Origin of the sequence: Tritonibacter scottomollicae, from assembly GCF_032924845.1 — a bacterium.
GTDB lineage: Bacteria > Pseudomonadota > Alphaproteobacteria > Rhodobacterales > Rhodobacteraceae > Epibacterium > Epibacterium scottomollicae.
The window spans coordinates 1,210,913-1,235,906 of the sequence record NZ_CP136704.1; the positions used below are offsets into that span (position 1 = coordinate 1,210,913).

Genomic DNA, 24,994 nt, shown 5'->3' on the forward strand with positions numbered 1-24,994 from the left:
AGCTCAGCTAGGGTTTCAGCTCAGGCCGTCCGACATTGTCGGGCGGCCTTTTTGTGTTCGACGCATCGGCAAGTTCATGCCACCTGAGCCGCGCTCCGTCGGCTCACGCAAATGTCACCCTGCGTTGGGTCGACAGCCACTGGCCTTGCCCTGCGCGCGCTCATATGGTCCCGCGAAGAGATCGAGCAATTAAAACCAATGAGGATGGGCCAATGTCCGACTTCACCAAATCCCGTTTTACTCTGTCCCGCCGCGCGTTGATGAGCGGCGCGGCAGCAACATTAGCAACACCAGGATTGCTGCGTGCGCAATCCGGTGATGCCTTCCCGGCCTCGGAGCCTGCAATTCGTGAAAAGATCCCGGTGCAGCGCAACGTGTCCTCCTTCCAGCAACAGCGCTGGCAAGATCACTTTGAAACACTGGGTGTGGGCTGCCTGCTGGCCGATATCGAGAGTCGCGCCCTGCATTACTGGGGCGGTGATGGCGAGAGTTATTTCCTGTTCCCCTCTTCTGTCCCGATGAGCGAGGAACTGACACGCCGGGGCTATTCCAAGATCGTGCGCAAGCGGGAGGAGCCGAGCTGGACGCCGACCGCCAATATGCGCGAGCGCGATCCCACGTTGCCCCGGCGGATCGAAGGCGGCGTGCCCGGCAATCCGCTCGGCACCCGCGCGATGTATCTCGACTGGCCCGCCTATCTGGTCCACGGCACCCATGACACCCGCAAGATTGGCCGGCAGAGTTCGTCAGGCTGTATCGGGCTTTACAATCAGCATGTGGAAAAACTCTATCCGATGGTGAAAATCGGCACCCAGGTTCGCCTGCTCTAAGCCGATATTTCGCCGCGCAAGAACAGAGCAGCCGCGCCCGGGTTTCGAACGCGGCTGTGTGCGTTCATCGGCTCTGATCTCATGAGGGTCAGGCGGCGGAAATCCCCATGGTCTTGGGCCGGTTGCCGTCGATGTAGTTTTGAAAGGCCTTTTCGAGCAGCCGTTCGAAATCCCGTGTATAGCCCTTGGTATCAAACAGCGGCGCATCGCTGTGGGATGCCGCCAGACGGGCGCGGATGTCGGCCAGATAGTCCGGATCCTGCGCCACGCGCAGCGCCACATCGTGATATTTTTTCTCTGTCGTGGTGACCAGATCCTCCAGCCCGGCGGCCGTCAGGATACTGCCTGCCACACGGGCGGCAAATTGCTCGCCGGTCTTTGTGACCACCGGCAGCCCGGCCCAGAGCGCATCGCTGGCCGTGGTATGGGCGTTGACATTGAACGTATCCAGAAACAGATCGGCATGTTTTAGTCGGGCAAGATGAACATCCGGCATGACGCGCCGGGCGGGAATGATCCGGTGTCCGTCAACGCCACGCCGTTCGGCCTCTCTGCGCAGCGGTTCCGTGATCTCGCCTTTTCCGCAATAGAACCACAGGACGCTATCCGGCACCTCTTTCATGAGCTTCATCCAGATATCAAACTCGCGCGGGGTGACCTTGTAGGGGCTATTGAAGGAGGAAAACACAAAGCCATCTTCCGGCAGACCGTGACTGGCGCGCGTATCATCGACCTGGGCGATATAGCGCTCCTCGTCATTGGGCTGATAGCAATGCGGCATATACAGGATGTTTTCGGTGTAGTGCTTGCGCAGGGTCGATGGAATGGTGATGCGGTCGGCCACCATGTAGTCCATCGACTTCAATCCCGTTGTGCCGGGATAGCCGAGATAGGACACTTGGACCGGTGCAACGCGACTGTTGAACATGTCGAGGCGACCACCTTCGGTAAAGCCCTTGAGATCCACTGCAATATCCAGCTCGTCCCGGGTTGCCTGCTCCACCAGTTCGTCTGTGGCCATGTGGCGGACATCTCGGAACACATCAGCACTCTTGCGCGCGCGTTCATGTGCAAGATCACACAGTTTGGACCCGTAGTCATATAGATAGAGCTCGAACCGACTGCGGTCATGGGTTTCCAACAGCCCCAGCATCAGCTGCATGGTCGCATGATTGTAAAAATCATTGGAGAAGTATCCGATACGGATCTTTTGCCCCTCCGCTCGCTGACCGGTGAATATCGGCGCCTTGACCGGGTTGGTATGCTTGGCCCGTACCATGGAAATCGAGCGATGCTTCTGGAAGTCACCGTCATCGCACAACGACAGGAATGCAAAGGGATCAGATAGGATGCCGCCCTTGTTAAACTGCTTGAGATAGGTCGGTATCTTGTCGAAATCGTCCCAACGCAGGTGGTGGGCCTTGAGGTGCATCATCCGCGCCAGCGCGATGTAATTCTTGGGATCGAACTTCACCGCGATCTCAAAATAATCGATCGCCTCCTCGGACTTTTGCATTAGCATCAAGAGCGTACCCACCAAAGCGTAATGGCCGCTCTCCTTCGGCTCAAGCTTTACTGCTCTCAGGATACTTGCCAAAGCTTCGAGCAGACGGGCGGAATCCTTCATCAGCAGTTCGCAAAGAAGTGCATGCGCAGTCGCGTTATCCGGCTCCAACGAGATGGCCTGCCGCAACACTGCTTCCGCGCTCTTGGCTTCATGCTTCATCATCTCCGCTCGCGCCTTTTTCAGGAGCTTCTGAACGGTTTCTTTTGTCTGTTCGCCCTTGGCCTGATTGGCACGTAGCCCGTGTTTCATCTCATAGGCAAATTTCGCGCGCTCCTGCGACGTGACGGATGTGGCGAATTTCTCGAACTCTGGAAACTGCGGCTTTGTATCCCGCATCACGGCGAGCTTGCTGGTTTGATTGGGCTGCGACACGAGGACCACGCTCCTTCTCAGACTACTGATTTGCACTTGCCCCTGACGGAAACACTAGTGCCTTTGGTCCAAAGTAGTGACGGCGAGGTCTTAAAATTTCCCTCAAATCCGACGCGAATTCGTGGAAAAATTATGACGGCTCCCCCTCAAATGATGCAGTTCTCGGCACCAGTGCAGGACCATCTTGCAGTTCCGCATGTTGAAGTGTGGCCCTGAGAGGCGTAATAAATAAACAGTTGTTCAATTCTTGTGGCCCGCTCCGCGGCCGCTCATGATACGGGGGAGGAGAGCCCATGGACTTCGCAATGACAGAAGAGCAGACGGCCATTTTCGATATGGCGTATGGCTTCGGGCAGGAACAAATCGCGCCATTTGCCCGCCAGTGGGAAGCAGAGGGCACCATCCCCAAAGATCTGTGGCCCAAAGTCGGCGAGCTGGGGTTTGGATCCCTTTACGTCAGCGAAGAATCGGGCGGCTCCGGCCTGTCGCGCCTTGATGCAACTCTGGTGTTCGAGGCGCTGTCGATGGCCTGCCCCTCCGTGGCGGCGTTTCTGTCGATCCACAACATGTGCGCCAAGATGCTTGATATGTTCGCCAGCGATGAACTCAAAGCCCGCGTGATGCCCGATGTCATGAGCCTCAACACGGTGCTGAGCTACTGCCTGACAGAGCCGGGCTCCGGTTCCGATGCCGCCTCGCTCAAGACCCGCGCCACGCGCGATGATGAGGGCTATGTCCTCAACGGCACCAAGGCGTTCATCTCCGGCGGCGGCTACTCCGACGCTTATGTCTGCATGGTGCGCACCGGCGAAGATGGCCCCAAAGGGATCTCCACCGTCTATGTCGAGGATGGCACACCGGGTCTGTCCTTTGGCGGCCTTGAAGACAAGATGGGCTGGAAGAGCCAGCCGACCGCGCAGGTGCAGTTTGACGACTGTCGCGTGCCTGCCGGCAACCTCGTGGGGGAAGAGGGTCACGGGTTCAAATATGCCATGAAGGGTCTCGATGGTGGGCGTTTGAACATCGCCGCCTGCTCGCTGGGGGCGGCGCAAACCGGTCTGACCAACACGCTGAAATATATGGCAGAGCGCAAGGCCTTCGGCACATCCATCGACCAATTCCAGGGGCTGCAATTCCGCCTTGCGGATATGGAAATCGAATTGCAGGCCGCCCGCACCTTCCTGCGCCAGGCGGCATGGAAGCTCGATCAGGGCGAACCTGATGCCTCCAAGTTCTGCGCCATGGCGAAGAAATTCGTCACCGAAACCGGGTCGAACGTTGTGGATCAGTGCCTGCAATTGCACGGTGGCTACGGCTATCTCGCGGATTACGGCATCGAAAAACTGGTGCGGGACCTGCGTGTGCACCAGATCCTTGAAGGCACAAATGAAATCATGCGCGTGATCGTTGCCCGCCATATGCTGGCAGAAAACCACTAATTACGCCCAACAGGAGGCCGCACGCCATGAGCGACATCCACATCCGTATCGAAGGCCGCGCGGGCCGGATCACCCTGACCCGCGAAAAGGCCCTGAACGCACTGTCTTATGACATGTGTCTTGCGATTGACGCCGCGCTCAAGGACTGGGCCAAGGACGACAACGTGGCGTTGGTGGTGTTTGACGCCGCCGGAGACAAGGCCTTTTGCGCGGGCGGCGATATTGCCGAACTCTATGAGACCGGCACCAAGGGCGACTTTACCTATGGTCGCACCTTCTGGCGCGACGAATACCGCATGAACGCCCGCATCTTCGAGTATCCAAAACCGGTGGTGAGCTTCCTTCAGGGGTTCACCATGGGCGGCGGCGTCGGCATCGGCTGTCACGGCACCCACCGCGTCGTTGGCAACAGCTCCCAGCTCTCGATGCCGGAATGTGGCATCGGCCTCGTGCCCGACGTGGGCGGCTCACTGCTGTTGTCATTGGCACCGGGGCGACTGGGCGAATATCTGGGCACCACCGGCCATCGGATGACTGCGGGCGATGCGGTCTATGCGGGGTTTGCCGACCTCTACATCCCCGAGGATCACTGGCCCGCACTGATCGCAACGCTCGCTGAAACCGGCGATGTCGCCGCCCTTGAGGCCGCCGCACAGCAAGCGCCAGACAGCGCGCTAAAAGCGATGCAGGCGGACATTGACGCCACATTCGCAGGTGAGACCTCGGCCGATATCCTGACCGTGCTCAAGTCACGCGATGATGAGTTTGCCGCAGGTTGCCTCAAGGCGCTCTCGCGCGGCTCGCCGCTGTCGTTTGCCACCACAGTGGAGATGATCCACCGTCTGCGCGCAACCACCACGACCATGCGCAGCGCCTTGGATCTGGAATATCGTTTCACCTATCGTGCGATGGAGAAAGGCGACCTCCTGGAAGGGGTGCGGGCGCTGATCATCGACAAGGATAAATCGCCCAAGTGGCAATACGCTGACGGCCCTGTGCCTGCCGTCGCGGTGAGCCAGATGCTCCAGCCGCTCGGGCGAGACGCGCTGAGTTTTGAGGAGGACTGAACACATGAAAATCGGATTTATCGGACTTGGCAACATGGGCGGCCCGATGGCGGCGAACCTTGCCAAGGCAGGCCATGACGTGACGGGCTTTGATATGGCGGATGTCGCCATCGAAGGTGTCACCATGGCCAAGAGTGCCGCCGAGGCCGCAACGGGCGCAGATGTGGTCATCACCATGCTGCCCAATGGCGACATCCTGCGTCATGTCGCCTCCGAGATTGTCCCCGCCATGAGCGCGGGCGCGGCCTTCGTCGACTGCTCCACCGTGGATGTGGACAGCGCGCGCGCCGTGGCCGATCAGGCAGCAGCGGCCGGTCTTCTGTCTGTCGATGCCCCCGTCTCCGGCGGCATTGGTGGCGCGGCGGGCGGCACCTTGACCTTCATGGCGGGCGGCTCGACCGAGGCCTTTGCCAAGGCTGCGCCACTGTTTGACATCATGGGCCAAAAGGCCGTGCATTGCGGCGAGGCCGGTGCCGGTCAGGCCGCAAAGATCTGTAACAACATGATCCTCGGCGTCACAATGATCGCCACCTGCGAGGCCTTTGCACTGGCCGACAAACTTGGCCTTGACCGGCAGAAAATGTTCGATGTGGTCTCGACCTCCTCGGGCTACAGCTGGTCGATGAACGCCTATTGCCCGGCCCCCGGTGTGGGTCCGCAATCGCCTGCGGACAATGGCTACCAGCCGGGGTTTGCCGCCGATCTGATGCTGAAGGATCTGCGTCTGTCACAACAAGCTGCAGGCAGCGCCGATGCTGATACCCCGATGGGTCAGCTGGCCGAAGCGCTCTATACCCAGTTCGTCGACAATGAGGACGGCAAGGGCAAGGATTTCTCCGCCATGCTGCCCCGGCTTGAGAAACGCGGCCGCGGCTAAGACGCCCCCAACTGGATGAGCGCCACCCGCGTGGCCTCATCCGCCGGAAACATGCACTCGATCCGCAGCTCCGACAGGGCGATATCCTCGACTGTACCAAACTGTGACATCGCCGAGAAGAACGACAGCACCTGACCTGCGATCCGATACCGGGTCGGGATCATCGGCGGTGTCGGCGCCCCATCCGTCGCCTGCGCACCACGGTTTTTCAGACATTGCATATGGCGCTCGATCACATCGTCCCGCCCGAAGTGCGACAGTTCACTGCGCAACCGCTGCAGGATCAACCGTTCCACCTCTGAAAGGTTGACGATATTGCAGCGCAGGCTGTCATTGTGCAGCAGCGCCTCAAGCAGACTGTCCTCGACGCCCAGCCCCACGGGCCCCATCAGCCGCTGCAGCGGCGCATTCAGCGCCAGCACCCGCCAGTGCCGATCCAGCGCCATCGCCGGATAGGGGGCATGACGCTCCAGCATCCAATCGACCGCCTCCCGCACCGGCGCCAGGTCGGCCTTCGTGAGACGGCGCGCGCCATAGGCGGGCGCAAACCCGGCGGCTGACAACAGGCCATTGATCTCCACCTGTGGCAGTCTCAACTCCGTGCTCAGACGCAATACCATGTCGCGGCTGGGCTGCGCCCGCCCGGTTTCGAGGAATGAGACATGTCGAGCCGAAACCTCTGCCGCGAGCGCGAGATCGAGCTGGCTCATCCGACGCAGCTGCCGCCATTCCCTCAACCGATCGCTGAAATCACCCATATCAGCCCTGCCCTTCATTCACGGCCACCTAGCCTTGGACACGGCCATACACTTACCTGCGACGTAATTGAAGCAGCGCCCCTGCCCGTTCATGTTCCACACGAGCCTCAAAATGAGAGAAAGAACGCCATGAGACATGATCTTGCAACGCACGTGCTGCGTATCGCCGCGATCGGAACCGCGCTATTCGGCCTTGCCCTGATGCTGGCGCCGCACACGCAGATCAAACCTGCCGCGCTTGCTTTTGTCGACATCGCGTTCCTGCCCTTTGACGGCGCGCAGGACGTCGATCACGAGGTGACGCAACTTATGCTGGCGATATCAGGCGGTGTGCTGATCGGCCTTGCTGTGGCGGTCTGGCAAGTCACCACGCTGATATACCCACAAGATCCAGCGCTGGCCCGCCGCATCCTGCTGCCAACCTTACTGGCGTGGTATGTGCCGGACAGCCTGGGTTCTGTCCTGTCCGGCGCTCCGTTTAATGTGGTGATGAACACCGGCTTCCTTGCCTTGTTCCTGATCCCGCTGCTGCTGGCGCGCACCGCACCATCCGGGGACCACCAGATCCGCACCGAATAGGCCTATGGTCGCGTCCGTGGTCACGTGCAGCGCAGCAGGCACCACAGGACGAGGCACAGGGCGAGGGGTGCAAGATCCCCTCGCCCCGGCTTCATCACTCCGCGGCAACCTTCTTGCGCGCCTTGGCGGCAAGCATTGGCTTCAGGTAATATCCGGTGTGGCTGCGCGGCTCTTCCGCCACCTTTTCCGGCGTGCCGGTGGCGACGATCTCACCACCACCATCGCCGCCCTCGGGACCGATATCAATCAGCCAGTCAGCGGTTTTGATCACATCGAGGTTGTGCTCAATCACCACCACGGAATTGCCCTGTTCGACAAGTTCATGCAACACTTCCAACAGCTTGCGAACATCCTCGAAATGAAGACCCGTGGTCGGCTCGTCGAGAATATAGAGCGTCCGTCCAGTGGAGCGCTTCGCCAGTTCCTTTGACAGTTTCACCCGCTGCGCCTCACCGCCCGAGAGCGTCGTGGCCTGCTGGCCGACCTTGATATAGCCAAGCCCCACCCGCATCAGCGCGTCCATCTTGTCGCGGATCGTCGGCACGGCAGCAAAGAATTCCTGCGCGTCTTCCACAGTCATATCAAGCACATCGGCAATGCTCTTGCCCTTGAACTTGATCTCAAGCGTCTCGCGGTTGTAGCGCGCGCCCTGACAGGTCTCGCAGGTGACATAGACGTCGGGCAAGAAGTGCATCTCGACCTTCAAGACCCCGTCCCCCTGACAGGCCTCGCAGCGCCCGCCCTTGACGTTGAAGGAGAACCGCCCCGGTTTATACCCGCGCGTCTTGGCCTCCGGCAGACCAGCAAACCAGTCACGGATCGGGGTAAAGGCGCCGGTATAGGTCGCGGGGTTGGATCTTGGGGTACGCCCGATAGGGCGCTGGTCGATGTCGATCACCTTGTCCAGATGCTCCAGCCCCTTGATCGTCTCGCAAGGTGCAGGCGTCTGGCGCGCCCCGTTGAGGCGCATGGAAGCGGTTTTGAACAGCGTCTCAATGGTCAGGGTCGACTTGCCGCCGCCCGACACGCCGGTGACGCAGACAAATTTGCCCAGCGGGAATTCGGCGGTGACGTTTTTCAGGTTGTTGCCGGTGGCCTTCACCACCTTGATCTTCTTCTTGTTGCCCTTGCGCCGTGTGGCAGGCACCTCAATCTCGCGCGTTCCGGCCAGATACTGCCCGGTCACCGAGCCCGCATCGCCCTCGACCGCGGCGGGCGTGCCGTGGCTCACCACCTGCCCGCCATGCACACCGGCACCGGGGCCGATGTCAAAGACGTAATCGGCCTGACGGATCATATCCTCGTCATGTTCCACCACGATCACCGTATTGCCCTGATCGCGCAGGTTCTTGAGCGTGGTGATCAGCCGGTCATTGTCGCGCTGGTGCAGACCAATGGACGGTTCGTCCAGCACATAAAGCACCCCGGTCAAACCGGAGCCGATCTGGCTGGCCAGACGGATCCGCTGGCTTTCCCCGCCCGAGAGCGTGCCTGCGTTGCGGCTGAGGGTCAGATACTCCAACCCCACATTGTTGAGGAACCCGAGACGCTCGCGGATTTCCTTGACGATGGCGCGGGCGATCTCCTGCTTTTGCGCGGTGAGGTGGCTCGGCACCTCTTCGATCCAGGCCAGCGCCTCGCGGATGGATTTCTCCACCACCTGCCCCACGTGCAGACGATCCTCTGCCGCGCCTCCTGCAGGGCCGATCTTCACCGCCAGCGCCTCTTCACGCAGACGATAACCGCCGCAATGGCCGCAATCGCGGTTGTTCTGATACCGCTCGAACTCCTCGCGCACCCAGTTGGAATCCGTCTCGCGGTAGCGGCGTTCCATATTGGGGATCACGCCTTCAAAAACGCGGGTCACATTGTAGACGCGGCCGCCTTCGTCATAGCGAAAGGCGATTTCCTCATCGCCGGAGCCATGCAGGAACACCTGTTTCACATGCGCGGGCAGATCCTTCCACGGCGTGTTCTTGTCGAACTCATAGTGGTTGGCGATCGCCTCGATGGTTTGCAGGAAATAGGGCGATTTGCCCTTGCGCCAGGGCGCCAGCGCACCGTCATAGATCTTCAGCCCCTGATCCGGCACCACCAGACGCTCGTCAAAGAACAGCTCCACACCAAGGCCATCGCAATGCGGGCAGGCCCCGAAGGGCGCGTTGAAGGAAAACAGCCGCGGCTCGATCTCCGGGATGGTGAAACCACTGACGGGGCAGGCAAAATTCTCAGAGAAGGTGATCCGCTCCGGGTCGCCCTCACGCGGGGCGGTCTCCAGAATGGCGATCCCATCAGCCAGATCCAATGCGGTGCGCAGAGAGTCCGCCAACCGGGTCTCCAGCCCTTCCTTCACCACCAGACGGTCGACAACCACGTCGATGTCGTGCCGGTATTTCTTGTCCAATGTCGGCGGCGTGTCGAGGTCATGGAACTCACCATCCACCTTCACCCGCTGAAAACCCTGCTTCCGGAGTTCGAGCATTTCCTTGCGATACTCGCCCTTCCGGTCGCGCACGATGGGCGCTAGCAGATAGCCGCGGGTGCCCTCCTCCAGCGTCATGATCCGGTCGACCATATCCTGCACCTGCTGCGCCTCGATCGGCTGGCCGGTGGCGGGGCTATAGGGCGTGCCCGCGCGCGCAAACAACAGACGCAGATAGTCGTAGATCTCCGTCACCGTGCCGACGGTGGAGCGCGGGTTTTTAGATGTGGTCTTCTGCTCGATGGAGATCGCCGGACTCAGGCCCGAGATATGATCCACATCCGGCTTTTCCATCATATCCAGGAATTGGCGCGCATAGGCGCTGAGAGATTCAACGTAACGCCGCTGCCCCTCGGCATAGATGGTATCAAAGGCAAGGCTCGACTTGCCCGATCCCGACAGGCCGGTAATCACCACCAATTCATCACGCGGAATGTCCACGTCGATGTTCTTGAGATTGTGCTCGCGCGCGCCGCGCACCTCGATATTCTTCAACTCAGCCATATCGCCCCCAAACTTTGCATTACACATAGGTGAGCAGTCGCGAGTCTCCAAGAGAAAATGCGGAACAGACAGGGAACGGCGTCAGATGTGCTGTCAGAAACTGTCAGCGGCCCAGCGGCGGCGCTTGAATGCAAGGCCTTGATGCACCACCGCGCCACACAAAAGCAGCAGTGCCACCGTCAGCATCAATGCGCCATAGCCCCCAAATGCAATCACCGCAACAAACAGCGGCGTGCCGATGGCATTGCCCAGATTGCCCGCCTGCGCCATGGCGCCATTGGCCTCTGATTGCGCGGCGGCGATGTCATTGAGCTGCGGCACCGCGGCAAAGCTTGCGCCCTGCACCAGCCCGAACCCCGCCGCCAGCGCCATGCAGGCCAGCCAATGCCCCGGTATCGCCCAAAGCCACAGGATCGACGCCACACCAATCAGGAAGCCCATCTGCACCACCGTCACACCGGGCATCTGCCGCAGCAGCAGTGCGCCGATTGTCATCGACACCGCAATGGACACCAGCGGCATCGCCCCCATCACATGTGGGCGGATGCTCTCGTCGAAAAAAGGCGGCAGCACCGTCAGCACCGCCACAAAACAGCAGGTGTAGAACAGCCACCCCGCCGCCGGGGCGAGTTTGTAGGGAGACCGGTAGATGCTCAGATGCAGGGCGGGCAAGGCGGCGAGATCCGGACAGCGCGAGCGGGCCGGCACCGGCACATCGCGCAACGCCACATGCAGGATCACCGCAAGCACAGCCATGATCGCCGCATGCACGCCAAACAGCGCCAGCACGCCATAGGCATCAACCAGCGGCAGCCCGGCCCAGCTCAGGATCGCAAAGGCCACACCAAAAAAGGTGCTCCAGATCGTCAGCGCCAATCCGCGCGCCGGGCCGCTTGCCAGGATCGCCATCAGTGTCGGTGCGGCCACCACCACGCCGAGATGCGAGATCCCCTCCACCACCCGCGTTAGCAAGAACAGGCCGAAGGGCAGATGCAGCGCCTGCAGGGCCGACATCACCGCGCCAAGCGCCAGCGCGCAGACCAGTGTGCGCCGATACCCAAAGGCCGAGACAAACAGCCCCGCCACCACGCCAAAGACGATCCCCAGCACTCCGACCAGCGACACGGTCCAGCCCATCGCCGCGCCAACACCGGGATAGAGCGCGGGCAGCCGGTCAAAGATCACCGCGATCTTGCCGTATTGCGCCGCAGCCCCCAGGCCCGCCGCCCAGATCAGCAGCACCATGACCCAGTTTGTCCCACGCTCCTGCTGCTGCATCCGACTGCTCTCATACTACTGAAAATCAGCCGCCACCCTATGCCTGCGTCCCCCGGGACGCCAGACAACATGGCAGCTATTTTGTACCCACACAAACCGCACCAAAAAAGGCCGGGCGAAACACCCGGCCTTTGAAAACATCCCAAGATGAGCAGATCAGAGGTGGATCACCCGGTCAAAGGCATCCAGCACACTTTCATGCATCATCTCCGACAGGGTCGGATGCGGGAAGACGGTATTCATCAGGTCCTCTTCGGTGGTCTCCAGCTGGCGACCAACCACATAGCCCTGGATCAGCTCGGTGACTTCCGCGCCGACCATATGCGCACCCAACAGCTCGCCGGTTTTCTCGTCAAAGATGGTCTTGATCAGACCCTCCGGCTCGCCCAAGGCAATGGCTTTGCCGTTGCCGATGAAGGGAAAGCGGCCGACCTTGATCTCGTAGCCCAGCTCCTTGGCCTTGGCTTCTGTGTAGCCGACCGAGGCCACCTGCGGCTGGCAATAGGTGCAGCCCGCGATGCTTTCTGGTTTCACCGGATGGGCATGTTTGCCAGCGATCAGTTCGGCCACCATCACGCCCTCATGAGAGGCCTTATGCGCAAGCCACGGCGCGCCGGCGATGTCACCAATGGCATAGACGCCGTCGATGCCGGTGCGGCAGTATTCATCGGTGATGACATGGGTGCGGTCGATCTTGACGCCCAGTTCCTCAAGCCCGAGGCCTTCGGTGTTGCCGACGATGCCGACGGCGGAAATTACCGTGTCAAACTCGTGTTTCTCGACCTTGCCGCCGACTTCGATATGAGCGGTGACCTTGCCGGAGGCGCGATCGAGCTTCTTGACCATCGCCTTTTGCATGATCTTCATGCCTTGTTTCTCGAACGCCTTCTTGGCGAATTTCGAGATTTCCTCGTCCTCCACCGGCAAGACGCGATCCATCACCTCAACCACGGTCGTATCCGACCCCAAGGTGTTGTAGAAGCTAGCAAATTCGATGCCAATCGCGCCGGACCCGATGACCAGCAGCTTTTTCGGCATGCGTTTGGGGTCGAGCGCATGCTTATAGGTCCAGACCAGATCGCCATCAGCCTCCAGCCCCGGCAGTTCCCGCGCCCGCGCACCGGTGGCGACGATGATATTCTTGCCCGTCAGCTCCTCGGTGCCCTTGTCGGTTTTGACGGACACCTTGCCCTTGGCAGGGATTGTCGCCGCGCCCATGACCACGTCGATCTTGTGCTTCTTCAGCAGACCTTTGACGCCCGCCGAGAGCTGCTTGGCCACGCCGCGCGAGCGTTTGACCACCGCGCCGAGGTCATAGCCGATGTTTTCAGCCTTGAGGCCGAAGTCCTTCGCGCGCTCCATCAGGTGGAACACTTCCGACGAGCGCAACAGCGCCTTGGTCGGGATGCAGCCCCAGTTCAGACAGATGCCTCCAAGGTGCTCGCGCTCGACAACGCAGGTCTTCAGACCGAGCTGCGCGGCCCGGATTGCGGCGACATAGCCACCGGGGCCTGCGCCGATTACGATCACGTCATAGGATGCTGCGGCCATTGTGTTCCCTCATGAACAAAGATCCAAAAACTAGTTTACCGTTAAACTAATTTCCATTGCGCTGCAACAACCGAAGACCCACCTCACCGACAGGCTGCAGATTATTGCTCGAACTGGCCTCGACCCTAACAAGCCGGGGATGTCGGGCAACAGGAAAATCACCTCTCTCGGAGGCGGAGCCCTCTCGCCGCCGCATTGCTCCCGATGGGCGTCGCACGGCGTCCTTAGTGCAAGAGCTGGTGTGGCCTAGGCTCGACCCGAGTCAAAAACCTCCAGGCAGACAAGGCAGGACCCCAGGCATGAGCACTGACTTCACGGAAACCGAACACGCCGTCCTTTGCTGGCTTGCCACCTCGGATGCGCAGAACAGACCCAATGTGTCGCCCAAGGAAATCTATGCTCAGACCGGCGAAACCCAGCTGGTGATCGCCGATATCGCCTCTGCTCGCAGCGTCAGGAACATCCGCGCCAACCCGGCAGTCTGCGTCAGCCTGATCGACGTGTTTCTGCAGCGTGGTCGAAAACTGGAAGGTCACGCGGAGATCATCGCTCCCGATGATCCTGAATTTTCGCAGCTGGCGGCTCCGCTCTTGGCGATGACGGGCGACGCCTTTCGAATCCGCCATGTCATCTCGGTCCGCATCGAACGCAGCTCCCGCATTCTAGCACCCAGCTATCTGGTGAGACCCGACAGGAGCGAAGCCGATCTGCGCGCCGATGCCTGCCGCCTCTATGGGGTGCGCCCGCCGTCGGACTGAAGAAAAGCCTCGCGGCAAAGCCATCTCGCAACGGGCGGTGTTTGGCGACAACATGACACACAAAGGCCCCGCCAAACCGACGGGGCCTTTTGCACTCTCTCGATAGAGACCGGTTCAGGCGATGGCCTGCAACTCCCGCACCGTGGAGCCATATCCACCGGCGCTGACGTAATCCAGTTCCGGCGCGGTGCTGTGGCGGCTGAGCGCCTCGTTGCGATAGGGAAAACGGCCAAACAGGCGGATCACCTCGCGGTGCGCCCGCGCGTGCAGCAAGTTCTGCGCGCCGGTCTTATCGAGCCGCTCATGGATCAGGCGCACGCAGCGTTCCTGATCGCACAGGCTCTCGGAATGCATCATCGGCAGATAGAAGAACTGCCGTGCAGGCTCGTCGATCTTCAGGTCCCATTTGCGATCCACGGCTGCCTTGGCCGCAGACAGCGCCGCCTGATCCGACGCAAAGGCACGCCCCTGACCGCGGAACATATTGCGCGGGAACTGATCCATCAGGATGATATAGGCCAGTACACCGCTGGGATAGGTCAGCCAGAGCGAGTAGCTGCCCTCGCAAGCCTGTTTCCATGTGTCCTCGAACCGTGCGCGGATCTCTGCGTCCAGCGCATCGTCTTGCCGATACCAGCCTTGCTCGCCGACGTGATCGAGCCAAAATTCCAGTATCTGTTCAGGGCCTGCCATTGGTCTTTCTCCACCGGCTATAAAATTAACGTAACACTTCCAAGATGAGCCTGATTCAGGGGGCGAGCACAAGTGACGTTAGGTTACAAAAACGGCCACCTCAGTCACTTTTGTGATGAGATGACCGTTTCCTGTGCGTGATTGCGCTATCAGTTTGGAGAAGCGGCGTTTTCTTGCTCTTCCAACTCTGTCTCGATGGCATATTCCTGTGCCAGTTCCACCGCGACCGACGTGGAGGACGGGCTCATGGCAGGCATGACACCGGTCTCATCCACGGGAATGGTTGCACGCTGCGTGGCGCGATATCCGGCGTAGACCACCAGAATGCCCAGTAGGACCGCCATGAACAGGAAGAACCCATTCGGGCCAGCGACGGAGTCCGACATCAGCCAACCGATGATGACCGGACCGCCACAAGCACCAAGCCCGTTGATAAAGATCAACCCGCCAGAGGCCGAGGCCATGTCGTCATGATCCAGAAAGTCGTTGGTATGCGCCAGCAGCAAGGAATAGAGCGGATTGATCAGCCCACCGATGACAAAGGCCGAGACCAGCAGCAGCACGAACGAGCCCCCAAGGAGCATCGCCAGCACCGACGTCACACTCGCCGTTCCGGCGACAAACATGATCAGCAGACGCCGATCCATCCGATCCGAAAGAAAGCCCAGCGGGAACTGCATAAACAAGGCGCCGACATAGAAACTTGCGGCAAACAGCGAGACCTGATGCAGCTTCATCCCGGCTTCGGTCGCGTACACCGCCGACATACCAAACTGCGCCGAGAACACGCCGCCAATCAGGAACATGCCGACGCAGCCCAGAGGTGACGCCTTCATCAGCTCCTTCAGGGTCATCCGCTTTGCGGTGTCAAAGGCCGGCGTCGGTGAAATCGACAGCAGAATCGGCGCAAAGGAGATCGAAACCGCAATAGAGGCGATCACGAAGGGCAGATAGCCCGCCGGGTCACCGATCAGGATGAACCCCTGTGCGGCCACCAGCCCCAGCGTCATCACGATCATGTAGAGCGACAGCGCCTTGCCGCGGTTTTCATTGTCGGCGGCATTGTTGAGCCAGCTTTCCGCCGTGACGTACACCCCGGAGAAGCAGAAACCAACGATCAGACGGCCCAGCATCCAGACGACTGGGTTCGGCACGGCCGGATAGATCACCATCACAGCCGAGATCAGCGAGGCCAGTGCCGCAAAGACCCGCACATGGCCCACGCGTCGGATCATGCCCGGCGACACCCAGGAGCCCAGCAGCAGTCCGACAAAATAGGTGGACATGACCAGCGACATGGTCAGCGTGGAATAGCCTTCGATCCCCCCACGCACACCCAAGAGCGTGCCCTGAAGACCGTTGCCCAGCATCAGTAGCCCGACCCCCATTAGAAGCGCCCAGGCACTCGACAGAACTTGCAACATGTCGTTTCGTCTCCTTCAATCTTTGTCAGGAGCCCGCCGGTTTAGACCGAACGAGGAGAGTTTCATGAACCCCTGGCGCGCGGCCGGTTTGGGGCAGTGTGTAAATGCAAAAAACGCCGTGGGCGCTCGCAAGGGTCAAGGTATCGTCTGTTTCTCGGCGCAATAGCCCGGCGTTTCCGACTCGGACGTGTTCCTGCGCGACCTTCCCACAGTAACGTTAACGGTCAACCCCTCAGCCTATGGGATCGCCACCGCATGACTGGGATGATGCTCAGGGAATCAGCAGAGAGGCATCTCCGTAGGAGAAAAACCGATAGCGCTCCGCCACCGCGTGATCATAGACCCGGCGCATGCGCTCTTGTCCCATCAGGGCCGAGACCAGCATCATCAAGGTTGATTTCGGCAGGTGGAAATTGGTCATCAGCGCATCCGCCACCCGGAAGGTGAAACCGGGATAGATGAAGATATCCGTCTCACCCTCCCAAGGTGCAATCGCGCCGCTGTCGCGCGCAGCACTTTCAATCAGGCGCAGCGCTGTGGTGCCCACCGGGATCACCCGCTGGCCAGCCGCCTTGGTGGCGGCGATCTCCGCCGCGGCCTGCACCGTCACCTGCCCCCATTCGGCATGCATCTTGTGGCTCGTCACGTCCTCGACCTTGACCGGCAGGAACGTACCGGCGCCCACATGCAGCGTGACATAGGTGAACTCAACGCCCTTTGCAGCGAGCGCCGCCAGCAGTGCCTCGTCGAAATGCAGGCTCGCCGTGGGCGCCGCGACGGCGCCGGTGCTGCGTGCCCAGACGGTCTGATAATCGGTCTTGTCCTGCTCATCTGCCGGACGTTTGGCGGCGATATAGGGCGGCAACGGCATTGCCCCCGCCTCGGCCAGCGCCGCGTCGAAATCATCGCCCGCAAGGTTGAAGCGCAGACGTCCCTGTCCCTCGACCACCTCGACAAGCTCTGCCGACAGCTGATCGCTGAACACCACCGTCTCACCGACCTTGATCTTCTTGAGCGGTTTCAACAAAGCGCCCCAGCAGCCATCGGCCTGCGGCTCCAGCAAGGTCACCTCGATCCGCGCCGACACAGCGCCTTGCGCCGAGTCGCGATGACGCTGACCGCTGAGACGCGCCGGGATGACGCGGGTGTCATTCAAAACCAGGCGGTCGCCCGGCTGCAGCCATTGTAACAGATCGGTCACACGGGCATCGGTGATCTGGTCCTGCTCCGCCACCAGCAGACGCGCGGAGGATCGCGGCACGGCGGGCCGCGTCGCAATCAGATCATCGGGCAGGTCAAAGTCAAAATCGCTGAGTTTCATGTGGCGCGCGATACTGCGCGCCCAGAGGAAAGTCCATGGCCCACAGTCGTCACATCTCAGTTTTTATGGCCTAGCGATTGTCCCGCCGCTGCTGCCGCTCCTCGCGTTGCTCTTGTGCGGATTTGCGAGGTGTTTCTGGCTCTTCGCCGGGGGCCGTCGGCTGCGCACCGCGGAAAATTTCGCGCAGGAAACCCGGTGCTAGCCCCGAGAGCGGATTGACCGAAACCTTGGGGTCATCCGCGTGGCCCGTCAATGTGAAGGAAAAGCCAAACACCCCCTCGCCTTTGCGGGTCATCACGCTGCCGATCGCGTTCACAAGGTAGATCGGCGACAACACCCCACGCATGTTCATGCGGCTGGTGGTCAGATCATAGACCCCGTCCAGCGACAGGCCGATCGACGGGCCCACCGCGGACGAACTGTTCAGCGTCAGGTAACGCGATCCAAGCCGGAAATCCGCCTCAACGCTGGTGAACAGGATCCCCTGCCCCGACAGCTCGTCGAACAGCCCAACCAGACTGAGCGAATTGATCAGGGCCGCAATCGCCGGGGCGCGCTTGATGCGGATATTACTGACCCGCACCTGCCCGTTGTATTCCCCCGCCGTCTGCGCCGGGATCAGCGTCATCTCGAACGATCCGCCATACCCGTGGCGCACCACCTCAGCGGCACGAAACACCCCGCCCGCATCCTGCGACCGGACGCGCATGGCAAGCCCGCCAGCCTGCGGCACCACCACACCCTCAACCGGCGTCAGTGAGCCAAGGTTGCCGGTAAAGGCGCCGTTGAACCCGCCAAGCGTGTCAAACCGACCCTCGAACCGGGTCAGTGCAATCTCGTCGGTAACCTGCAATCTGTCGATCGCCAGCGAGATCGGCGTATTGCTGCCGCCACCGCCGCCGCTCTGCCCGCTCTCTCGACTGCTGAACGGGGCGGTGCGCAGATCAATCACCCCGCCCGTCATCGCCAGCGCGGGCGTCGCATCGCCGCGCCCGGTCAAGGTCACCGGGCCCTGCAGCCAATTGCCAAGCGAGACATTAGAGAACTGCGCGGTGTCCAAGCCGCCGGTGGGTTTTACCGTCACACGCCCCTGCGCCCGCAGGCCGCTGGCCTCAAGCACCAGGTTCTCGACAGAGGGCGTTCCGGTCAGCACCGTGTTGAACGACAGCGTGCCGGTTGTGCGTTCCGGCTTGCTCCAGGCCAGCTCCGGCAACCGCAGGCCGACCCCTTGCAGATCACTTTGAACGCTCAGCTGCACCGGCTTGCCCGGTGGCAGAACCGCCTTGATCGTTGCGCTGCCCGTTCCCCTGACCAATCCATCCGGCAGGCCGATCTTCAGGGCCTCTATGGTGCGCGGCGACAGTTCGATCTCACCCTCGATGGTGCCATCCGGCGGATTGCCGGGCCGCAGCCCCTGACGCCAGCGCGCCCGGATCGGCACTCCGGCGAACTGCCCCGGTCCCGACACCATCACATGGCTGTTGTCGCCAGAGATCGACAGCTGGTCCGATGCGATCTCAAACCCCGGCACCAGGACCGAGCTGCTCACATCCCGCAGCTGTCCGGCGTAGTGATAGTCCACTTCCTTCACATCGAGCTTCTTCTTCAGCGGCATCGCAGCGGTCGCCGTCACCGAAACCGCGCCCTGACCCAGCTCGACCGGAAGCCCTACATTGTCCAAAATGCTTAAGGGTGCGCGATTGAGCAACGACAGCACCGCCAGCGCTGGCCCATCCGCCTGCGCCCGCAAAATCCCAAGACTGCTGTCCCCTTTTTGCGACATGTCGGGAATGATGAAAGAGGAGCCGGCCATATCCATGGCGCCCCCCTGTCGGGCCGTCACCGCACCACGGGTGGCCGTAACCACCAGACGCTTGCCATAGATGCTGAGCTGCCCTGCGGCATCTTCAAGATTGGGGTAGAATTTGTTGAACCTGACGCTGCCGTTCTCGAACCCGAGGTCCAGCGCGACAAAGGGCTTCTCCGCATCCCGTCCACGCAACGCAAACTGCGCATTTTGAATGTCGCCGGTCAACACGTTCTCAGTGAACCAGGCGCGGGGTTTGGGGGGCGCCGAGGGGGGCCACATTTCCTTGACGACCGCGACATCCAGATGGTCTGCCGCCCCCTGAACATCGTAGTTCCAGCCTTTGTCTCCGGCCCGGACCTCCCCGTGCAACAGAAGGTCGGTGTCGCCTTGCTGAACCAGCATTTCGCCGAGACGCAACCGGAATGGCGCCAGCTCCATCAGGAAATCGACGCGCACCCCGGAGAACGTCAACGGCTCGGGATAAAGCCGCAGCGGGTTCAGCTTCAGATCGGTAAATCGCAGCTGGCCGACCAACTCCGTCAGGCGCCCGTCGCGCACCCCTACCAGCTCTGCGCGCCCCTCCATCTGACCACTGACCCAGCCGCTGTCGACCGAGAGGCGGGAGAACTCCAGCTCCTGCGTGGCCGGATCGAAGGTAAAGAAACTCTGCGCAGACTGCAGCGGCACGGGTTTCAGAGCCTCGTTTGGCTGGATCACGCCGCTGCCGATCTCCAAACTCGCGGTCAATGGCAACAAGATGCCCTTGCTGTCCACGGCCCCTTGCAAGGCACCGGAGATCGGCGCGCGCAAGACATCAAGCCACCCGAAAGCGGGGCTTTGGCTGGCCACGTCCGAGCTAGGCACCTGATCCACCACCACGGCAAATTCTGCGGCGGTATTGCCAATGTCTGAGCGATAGGTGGCCTCGACCGTGCTCGCATATTCGCGCCCGCTCAGCACCGAGAACCCGGCCTCGATCTCCACACTGTCGCCCGCGCGCGACAGCAGGATCGTCCCACCGTCCAGCGTCCAGGCACGATCAATGCGCCGGTCAATATAGCTCAGGGTAACCGCCTGGGTCTCGACGCGCGTCAGGGCCGACAGGATCGGCAGTTCAAGCTGGCGGTCCCAGGCCTCGATCAACTGCGGCAGGTTCCGAGCCTGCCGGAATGGCGCCGCGCCGTCCGAGAAGCTCAGCGCGACCGCGCCATCACTTTCCCGTTGCAAGGTCGCAAAGAGGCCGGACAGGGAAATCGTCTTTGGCCGGATCTGGCCGCGCAGCAACGGACGCATGGCCAGCGCCGCCTGCGCATCTTCCAAATGCGCCGCCGGACTTCCGTCTGGATAGAAAAGCGTCACATCACGCAACGACAGCCGCGGCCGCCAGCCGCTGTGCACCACCAGTTCGATCTCGCCGAATTCGATCTCCAGCCCGCCCAGCTGCGCCTCGAGACGCTGCTCTGCTTCCGCGCGCAGCCAATCAGGCGCGCCCAGCCGCTTGTCCAACAGGACAAACACCGCCACCGCCAGCACAGCCGCAACTGCCGAGACCCACACAAGGATCTTCCAGGTCCGGCGCATGGCCCGACGCCGCCATGTGGGTTTCTGATCCGCAGGCGCCACGAATTGCGGCAGGTCTTCCTGCGGCGGCGTGACGATCTGTGCTTTTTCTTCGCCTGACATGATCTATGTATGGCTCGCACCAGCAAGAAAACTTGCGCGAAAACGTCTGGAGACCCAAAACATGCTCGAACCCTCTGACCTTGCCCCTGCGTTCACTCTTCCGCGCGATGGCGGCGGCGAAATATCCCTCTCGGACCTGAAGGGTCAGGTCGTTGTTCTGTTTTTCTATCCTCGCGATGATACGCCGGGTTGCACCAAGGAATCCATCGGATTTTCCGAACATCTGCAAGCCTTTGCCGAAGCGGGGGCGGCTGTATTCGGTGTCTCGCGGGATACGGTGGCGAAACACGATAAATTCGTCGCAAAACATGGGCTCACCGTGCCGCTGCTCTCCGATGCCGAAAGCACCATGTGCGAGGATTATGGCGTCTGGGTGGAAAAGAACATGTATGGTCGCAAAAGCATGGGCATCGAACGGTCGACGTTTGTGATCGACCGCGATGGGAAGATTGCCCGCATCTGGCGCAAGGTCAAAGTCCCCGGCCATGTCGAAGAGGTCCTGGAGGCGGTCAAAGCTCTCTGACCCGATCGCACAAAACGACAGGCTCCCGCCCCTTTTTAAGATGCGGCAAAGCCACCTCTAAAAGCGTTGGGCCGGGCGGGGCCGCGCCGCAGGCGCGGCCCCGCCCTCCCGCGATTTGCGCAGCAAAGCGCAAAACCTCACAGGACCGCCTGCGCCGTGACCAGGCGTTTCGCTCCGGAACCGCACCTCAATTGCCCCTGTGACGTCACCGCCCTGGATGCGCTGCAAGAAAAATCGCCGAGGGGCCACACCCTGTGGGCGGGGGACGGCTATTTTCCTTGCAGGTCAGACTTTGCGATGGCAGGGGACAGATCAGATGAGGCGCAGTGCCGGAGCGTTTTCGCTCCGGTGAGCTCTGATCCACCCACCCACCGCACCACATGCGCCAGCCACACCCTGCCACGACCTCAAAGCCAGACTGACGGACCCATGACCCAAAGCCGCCCCACCCTCGCCCAGATGGCGACCGAAGTGCTCAATTGCGCCGATGGGCGCGCCAAGACCGCCCTGTCTCGTGCGCATGCCGCAGCGTGGCGGGCGGCCCGCGCTGGCAAGGCGCCCGAGATCGCGATCGGCAGCGCCGCGCCGCCGCTGCATCCCGCCCGCCCGGACCAGCCGGCGCTGCTGCACCCGCGTGAGGTACCGAAACGCAAACCCGGCTCGCCGCAGGGACGCATCGCGTTGCTGCATGCGGTGGCGCATATCGAACTCAACGCGGTTGATCTGCACTGGGACATCATCGCCCGTTTCACTCATGTCCCGATGCCGCTGGGGTTCTATGATGACTGGGTGAAATCCGCAGATGAGGAATCCAAGCATTTCAACCTGATGTGCGACTGCCTTGAGAGCCTCGACAGCCACTACGGCGCCCTGCCCGCCCATGCCGGCATGTGGCGCGCCGCCGAGGATACGAAGGACGACCTGATGGGCCGCCTCGCCGTGGTGCCGATGGTGCTGGAGGCCCGCGGTCTGGATGTCACCCCGGGCATGATCGCGATCTTTCGCAAGGCGGGGATGCAGCAGGCGATTGATGCACTGGAGGAAATCTATGCCGAGGAGGTCGGCCATGTGGCCTATGGCGCCAAATGGTTCAACTTTCTCTGCGGACGCGACAACCTTGACCCCAAGGCCGAATTCCACACCCTCGTGCAGACCTACTTTCATGGCGCATTGAAGCCGCCCTTCAACGAGGAAAAACGCGCCGATGCCGGGCTGCCGCCGGATTTCTACTGGCCGCTCGCGGATGGCGAGGCCCCCGCTTACGCGCGCTGAGCGCCTTGCAAGATCGCAGCCTGCCCCCAGAGCATTACCGCTGGGCAAACCGGCACATATCGGCAGCTTTCTGCCTAAGACCAAGGAATGCCGGAACTTCTTCGTAAACTCTTTGGAACAGGGTTGCCGAATGGCCACAGTCTGGCTATTCCATTCCGCCAAGGCTGCATTTGTCCACACCCACAGGGCATTAAGAATGTGGTCAGGGGACGGAACAAGGATATCGAGACTTGCGAGGCGGTTTGTACCTACGGATTCACGCGTTTCTGGAACGTCGTTTTCCCGAACGTCGGGTTTTCCTGAAATCAGACAGCGACACGCGGTTCATCCGTCTGAGCTCGGAAACCCAGCTTGTCACCGTCGCCGGACTGGCCCTGTTTGTGTCCTGGGCCATCGTGGCAACCGCGATCGTGCTGATGGACAGCATCGGGTCCGGCAATTTTCGCGATCAGGCCCGGCGCGATCAACAGGTCTATCAGGAGCGTCTGAACGCGCTGTCCACCGAACGTGATCGCCGCGCCGAAGAGGCGTTGGCCGCGCAGGAACGGTTCAACTCCGCGCTGCAGCAGATCTCCACCATGCAATCCGAACTGCTGGCCTCCGAAACCCGCCGCCGCGAGCTGGAAACCGGCATCGACGTGATTCAGGCCAACCTGCGCGAAACCATCAAGGAACGCGAGATCCTGAAACGCACGGTGCTCGACCTGCGCGAACAGACGGCCCCCGACAGCCCCGAGGAAGTCCTCGCGGCCACCGCACCCGCGCAGCTTGAGTTTCTGACCGCGGCCCTGGCAGAAACCGCAGAAGAGCGCGATCAGATCGAGAGCGACGCACAATCCGCCCTCAACCAACGCGATGATCTTGAACTGGAACTGCGCCTGAATGCGCAGCGCAACGACCAGATTTTCCGCCAGCTTGAAGAGGCGATGGCGATTTCGGTCGATCCCCTGAACAAGATGTTCTCCGCCGCTGGCCTGCCACCGGATCGGATCCTGGAGCAGGTGCGCCGGGGTTATAGTGGCGAAGGCGGCCCGCTGGAGCCGCTGTCGCTGTCGACCCGCGGCGAAGAGGCAAGCCCGGACGAAATTCGCGCCAATGCCCTGCTCAATCAGATGAGCCAGCTGAACCTCTACCGCATCGCTGCGGAACAGGCACCCTTCTCGGTCCCGGTCAACCTCAACCAAGTGCGCCAGAGCTCCGGCTTCGGCTATCGCCGCGATCCAAAGACCGGCGGGCGGCGTCTGCACAAAGGGTCGGATTTTGCTGGCGGCACCGGCACGGACATCTTTGCCACCGCTGATGGCGTCGTCACCCATGCGGGTTGGCAGTCGGGCTATGGCCGCCTCGTCAAGATCCAGCATGCCTTTGGCATCGAAACCAGATATGCCCATAACTCCAACCTCCGCGTAAAGGCCGGTCAAAGGGTCTCGCGCGGAGATCATATTGCTGATATGGGTACCACCGGACGGTCCACCGGGACCCACCTCCATTACGAGGTCAGGGTCAATGGCAAACCCGTAAACCCCATGATCTATATCAAGGCTGCGAGAAATGTTTTCTAAGAGCAAAATCAACGAGCCCGGCCCAAAACAAGCCGAGACCCCCACGGCGACCCCGGCCTCCAGCCCGGCGTCCTCTTCCTCTTCGAGCAGCGCATCCACAGGTGCCAGCGAATACAGCAAGCCTGCTGCGCCCAAGGCAAAGCCGCCGGCGTCGCTGCTCAGCTCGGACCTGCACATCACCGGCAACGTCAAGACCACCGGTGACATCCAGGTCGAAGGCACTGTCGAGGGCGACATCCGCGCGCATCTGCTGACCATCGGCGAATCCGCGACGATAAAGGGTGAGATCACCGCCGATGACGTGGTCATCAACGGTCGCATCGTGGGTCGCGTCCGTGGCCTCAAGGTCCGCCTGACCTCCACCGCGCGGGTCGAGGGTGACATCATCCACAAGACCATCGCGATCGAGTCCGGCGCCCATTTCGAAGGCTCCGTGCAGCGTCAGGACGACCCGCTCAGCCCCGGCAAGGCGGCTCAGAAGGCTCCGGCGCATGCGGCAGCAACTGTTGTTCCGGCCAAGGCCGAAGGCTGAGATCACCGGCATCAGGCCTGCGGGCCTGACGTTGCAGACCCTTTCTGTGACCACAACGTATAGCGAAGGCGTCGGAGCAGTCCGGCGCCTTTTTCTTTTTGCTCACACTGTC

At 61.3% G+C, this 24,994-nt stretch carries 19 protein-coding genes; 10 read left to right on the forward strand and 9 right to left on the reverse strand.

Annotation, left to right across the window (positions count from 1 at the left end):
* The first annotated feature begins 212 nt into the window (after window positions 1-212).
* A complete protein-coding gene (locus R1T40_RS06325; RefSeq protein ID WP_106163561.1) occupies window positions 213-830 on the forward strand; it encodes a L,D-transpeptidase in 618 nt (205 codons plus the stop codon).
* A gap of 88 nt (window positions 831-918) precedes the next feature.
* Here R1T40_RS06325 and R1T40_RS06330 read toward each other — a convergent pair whose 3' ends face one another.
* Window positions 919-2,769, reverse strand: a complete 1,851-nt coding sequence (locus tag R1T40_RS06330; RefSeq protein ID WP_317386279.1) for an O-linked N-acetylglucosamine transferase, SPINDLY family protein — start codon at window positions 2,767-2,769, stop codon at window positions 919-921.
* A gap of 293 nt (window positions 2,770-3,062) precedes the next feature.
* Here R1T40_RS06330 and R1T40_RS06335 point away from each other — a divergent pair, with 293 nt between their 5' ends.
* Genes R1T40_RS06335 through mmsB form a run of 3 tightly spaced genes read left to right on the forward strand, consistent with a single transcriptional unit; the run spans window position 3,063 to window position 6,152 of the window.
* Window positions 3,063-4,208 (forward strand): acyl-CoA dehydrogenase family protein, encoded by a 1,146-nt coding sequence (locus R1T40_RS06335; protein ID WP_317386280.1) that lies wholly within the window; start codon window positions 3,063-3,065, stop codon window positions 4,206-4,208.
* Window positions 4,209-4,234: 26 nt separating this feature from the next.
* Window positions 4,235-5,275, forward strand: a complete 1,041-nt coding sequence (locus R1T40_RS06340) for an enoyl-CoA hydratase/isomerase family protein (RefSeq protein ID WP_317386281.1) — start codon at window positions 4,235-4,237, stop codon at window positions 5,273-5,275.
* Between the two features lie 4 nt (window positions 5,276-5,279).
* The gene (gene mmsB, locus R1T40_RS06345) at window positions 5,280-6,152 is read left to right on the forward strand and encodes a 3-hydroxyisobutyrate dehydrogenase (RefSeq protein WP_317386282.1); all 873 of its coding nucleotides are present in this window, start codon (window positions 5,280-5,282) and stop codon (window positions 6,150-6,152) included.
* Here mmsB and R1T40_RS06350 read toward each other — a convergent pair.
* Entirely contained in the window at window positions 6,149-6,910 is a 762-nt protein-coding gene (locus R1T40_RS06350) for a helix-turn-helix domain-containing protein (protein WP_317386283.1), read from the reverse strand. The genes mmsB and R1T40_RS06350 overlap by 4 nt on opposite strands.
* A gap of 129 nt (window positions 6,911-7,039) precedes the next feature.
* On the opposite strand from R1T40_RS06350, the gene R1T40_RS06355 reads away from it, so the two are divergent.
* On the forward strand, window positions 7,040-7,489 hold the full coding sequence (locus tag R1T40_RS06355; RefSeq protein ID WP_317386284.1) for an excinuclease ABC subunit A: 450 nt from the start codon (window positions 7,040-7,042) through the stop codon (window positions 7,487-7,489).
* Window positions 7,490-7,583: 94 nt separating this feature from the next.
* Here the strand turns inward: R1T40_RS06355 and uvrA are convergent, their stop codons facing one another.
* The 3 genes from uvrA to lpdA form a co-directional block, all read right to left on the reverse strand.
* Complete coding sequence (gene uvrA / locus R1T40_RS06360) at window positions 7,584-10,475, reverse strand: excinuclease ABC subunit UvrA (protein ID WP_317386285.1); 2,892 nt, start codon at window positions 10,473-10,475, stop codon at window positions 7,584-7,586.
* Between the two features lie 93 nt (window positions 10,476-10,568).
* The gene (locus tag R1T40_RS06365) at window positions 10,569-11,753 is read right to left on the reverse strand and encodes an MFS transporter (RefSeq protein WP_317386286.1); all 1,185 of its coding nucleotides are present in this window, start codon (window positions 11,751-11,753) and stop codon (window positions 10,569-10,571) included.
* A gap of 156 nt (window positions 11,754-11,909) precedes the next feature.
* Window positions 11,910-13,304, reverse strand: a complete 1,395-nt coding sequence (gene lpdA, locus R1T40_RS06370; protein WP_317386287.1) for a dihydrolipoyl dehydrogenase — start codon at window positions 13,302-13,304, stop codon at window positions 11,910-11,912.
* A 299-nt stretch (window positions 13,305-13,603) separates the two neighbouring features.
* Here lpdA and R1T40_RS06375 point away from each other — a divergent pair, with 299 nt between their 5' ends.
* A complete protein-coding gene (locus tag R1T40_RS06375) occupies window positions 13,604-14,062 on the forward strand; it encodes a pyridoxamine 5'-phosphate oxidase family protein (protein ID WP_317386288.1) in 459 nt (152 codons plus the stop codon).
* A gap of 114 nt (window positions 14,063-14,176) precedes the next feature.
* Here the strand turns inward: R1T40_RS06375 and R1T40_RS06380 are convergent, their stop codons facing one another.
* The 4 genes from R1T40_RS06380 to R1T40_RS06395 form a co-directional block, all read right to left on the reverse strand.
* Window positions 14,177-14,755, reverse strand: a complete 579-nt coding sequence (locus R1T40_RS06380) for a DUF924 family protein (protein ID WP_317386289.1) — start codon at window positions 14,753-14,755, stop codon at window positions 14,177-14,179.
* 149 nt (window positions 14,756-14,904) lie between these two features.
* On the reverse strand, window positions 14,905-16,179 hold the full coding sequence (locus R1T40_RS06385; protein ID WP_106163551.1) for an MFS transporter: 1,275 nt from the start codon (window positions 16,177-16,179) through the stop codon (window positions 14,905-14,907).
* A gap of 271 nt (window positions 16,180-16,450) precedes the next feature.
* Window positions 16,451-17,500 (reverse strand): tRNA preQ1(34) S-adenosylmethionine ribosyltransferase-isomerase QueA, encoded by a 1,050-nt coding sequence (gene queA, locus R1T40_RS06390; protein ID WP_317386290.1) that lies wholly within the window; start codon window positions 17,498-17,500, stop codon window positions 16,451-16,453.
* A gap of 70 nt (window positions 17,501-17,570) precedes the next feature.
* Complete coding sequence (locus R1T40_RS06395) at window positions 17,571-20,993, reverse strand: YhdP family protein (protein ID WP_317386291.1); 3,423 nt, start codon at window positions 20,991-20,993, stop codon at window positions 17,571-17,573.
* 61 nt (window positions 20,994-21,054) lie between these two features.
* On the opposite strand from R1T40_RS06395, the gene R1T40_RS06400 reads away from it, so the two are divergent.
* From R1T40_RS06400 to R1T40_RS06415, 4 genes are all read left to right on the forward strand, one after another.
* Window positions 21,055-21,516: a peroxiredoxin gene (locus R1T40_RS06400; RefSeq protein WP_317386292.1), complete on the forward strand. Its 462-nt coding sequence runs from the start codon at window positions 21,055-21,057 to the stop codon at window positions 21,514-21,516.
* A 429-nt stretch (window positions 21,517-21,945) separates the two neighbouring features.
* Window positions 21,946-22,788 (forward strand): ferritin-like domain-containing protein, encoded by an 843-nt coding sequence (locus R1T40_RS06405; RefSeq protein WP_106163547.1) that lies wholly within the window; start codon window positions 21,946-21,948, stop codon window positions 22,786-22,788.
* Window positions 22,789-23,018: 230 nt separating this feature from the next.
* Complete coding sequence (locus R1T40_RS06410) at window positions 23,019-24,350, forward strand: DUF5930 domain-containing protein (RefSeq protein WP_317386293.1); 1,332 nt, start codon at window positions 23,019-23,021, stop codon at window positions 24,348-24,350.
* Window positions 24,340-24,882, forward strand: a complete 543-nt coding sequence (locus R1T40_RS06415; protein WP_317386294.1) for a bactofilin family protein — start codon at window positions 24,340-24,342, stop codon at window positions 24,880-24,882. The genes R1T40_RS06410 and R1T40_RS06415 overlap by 11 nt, the downstream gene beginning before the upstream one ends.
* The last annotated feature ends 112 nt before the right edge of the window (window positions 24,883-24,994 follow it).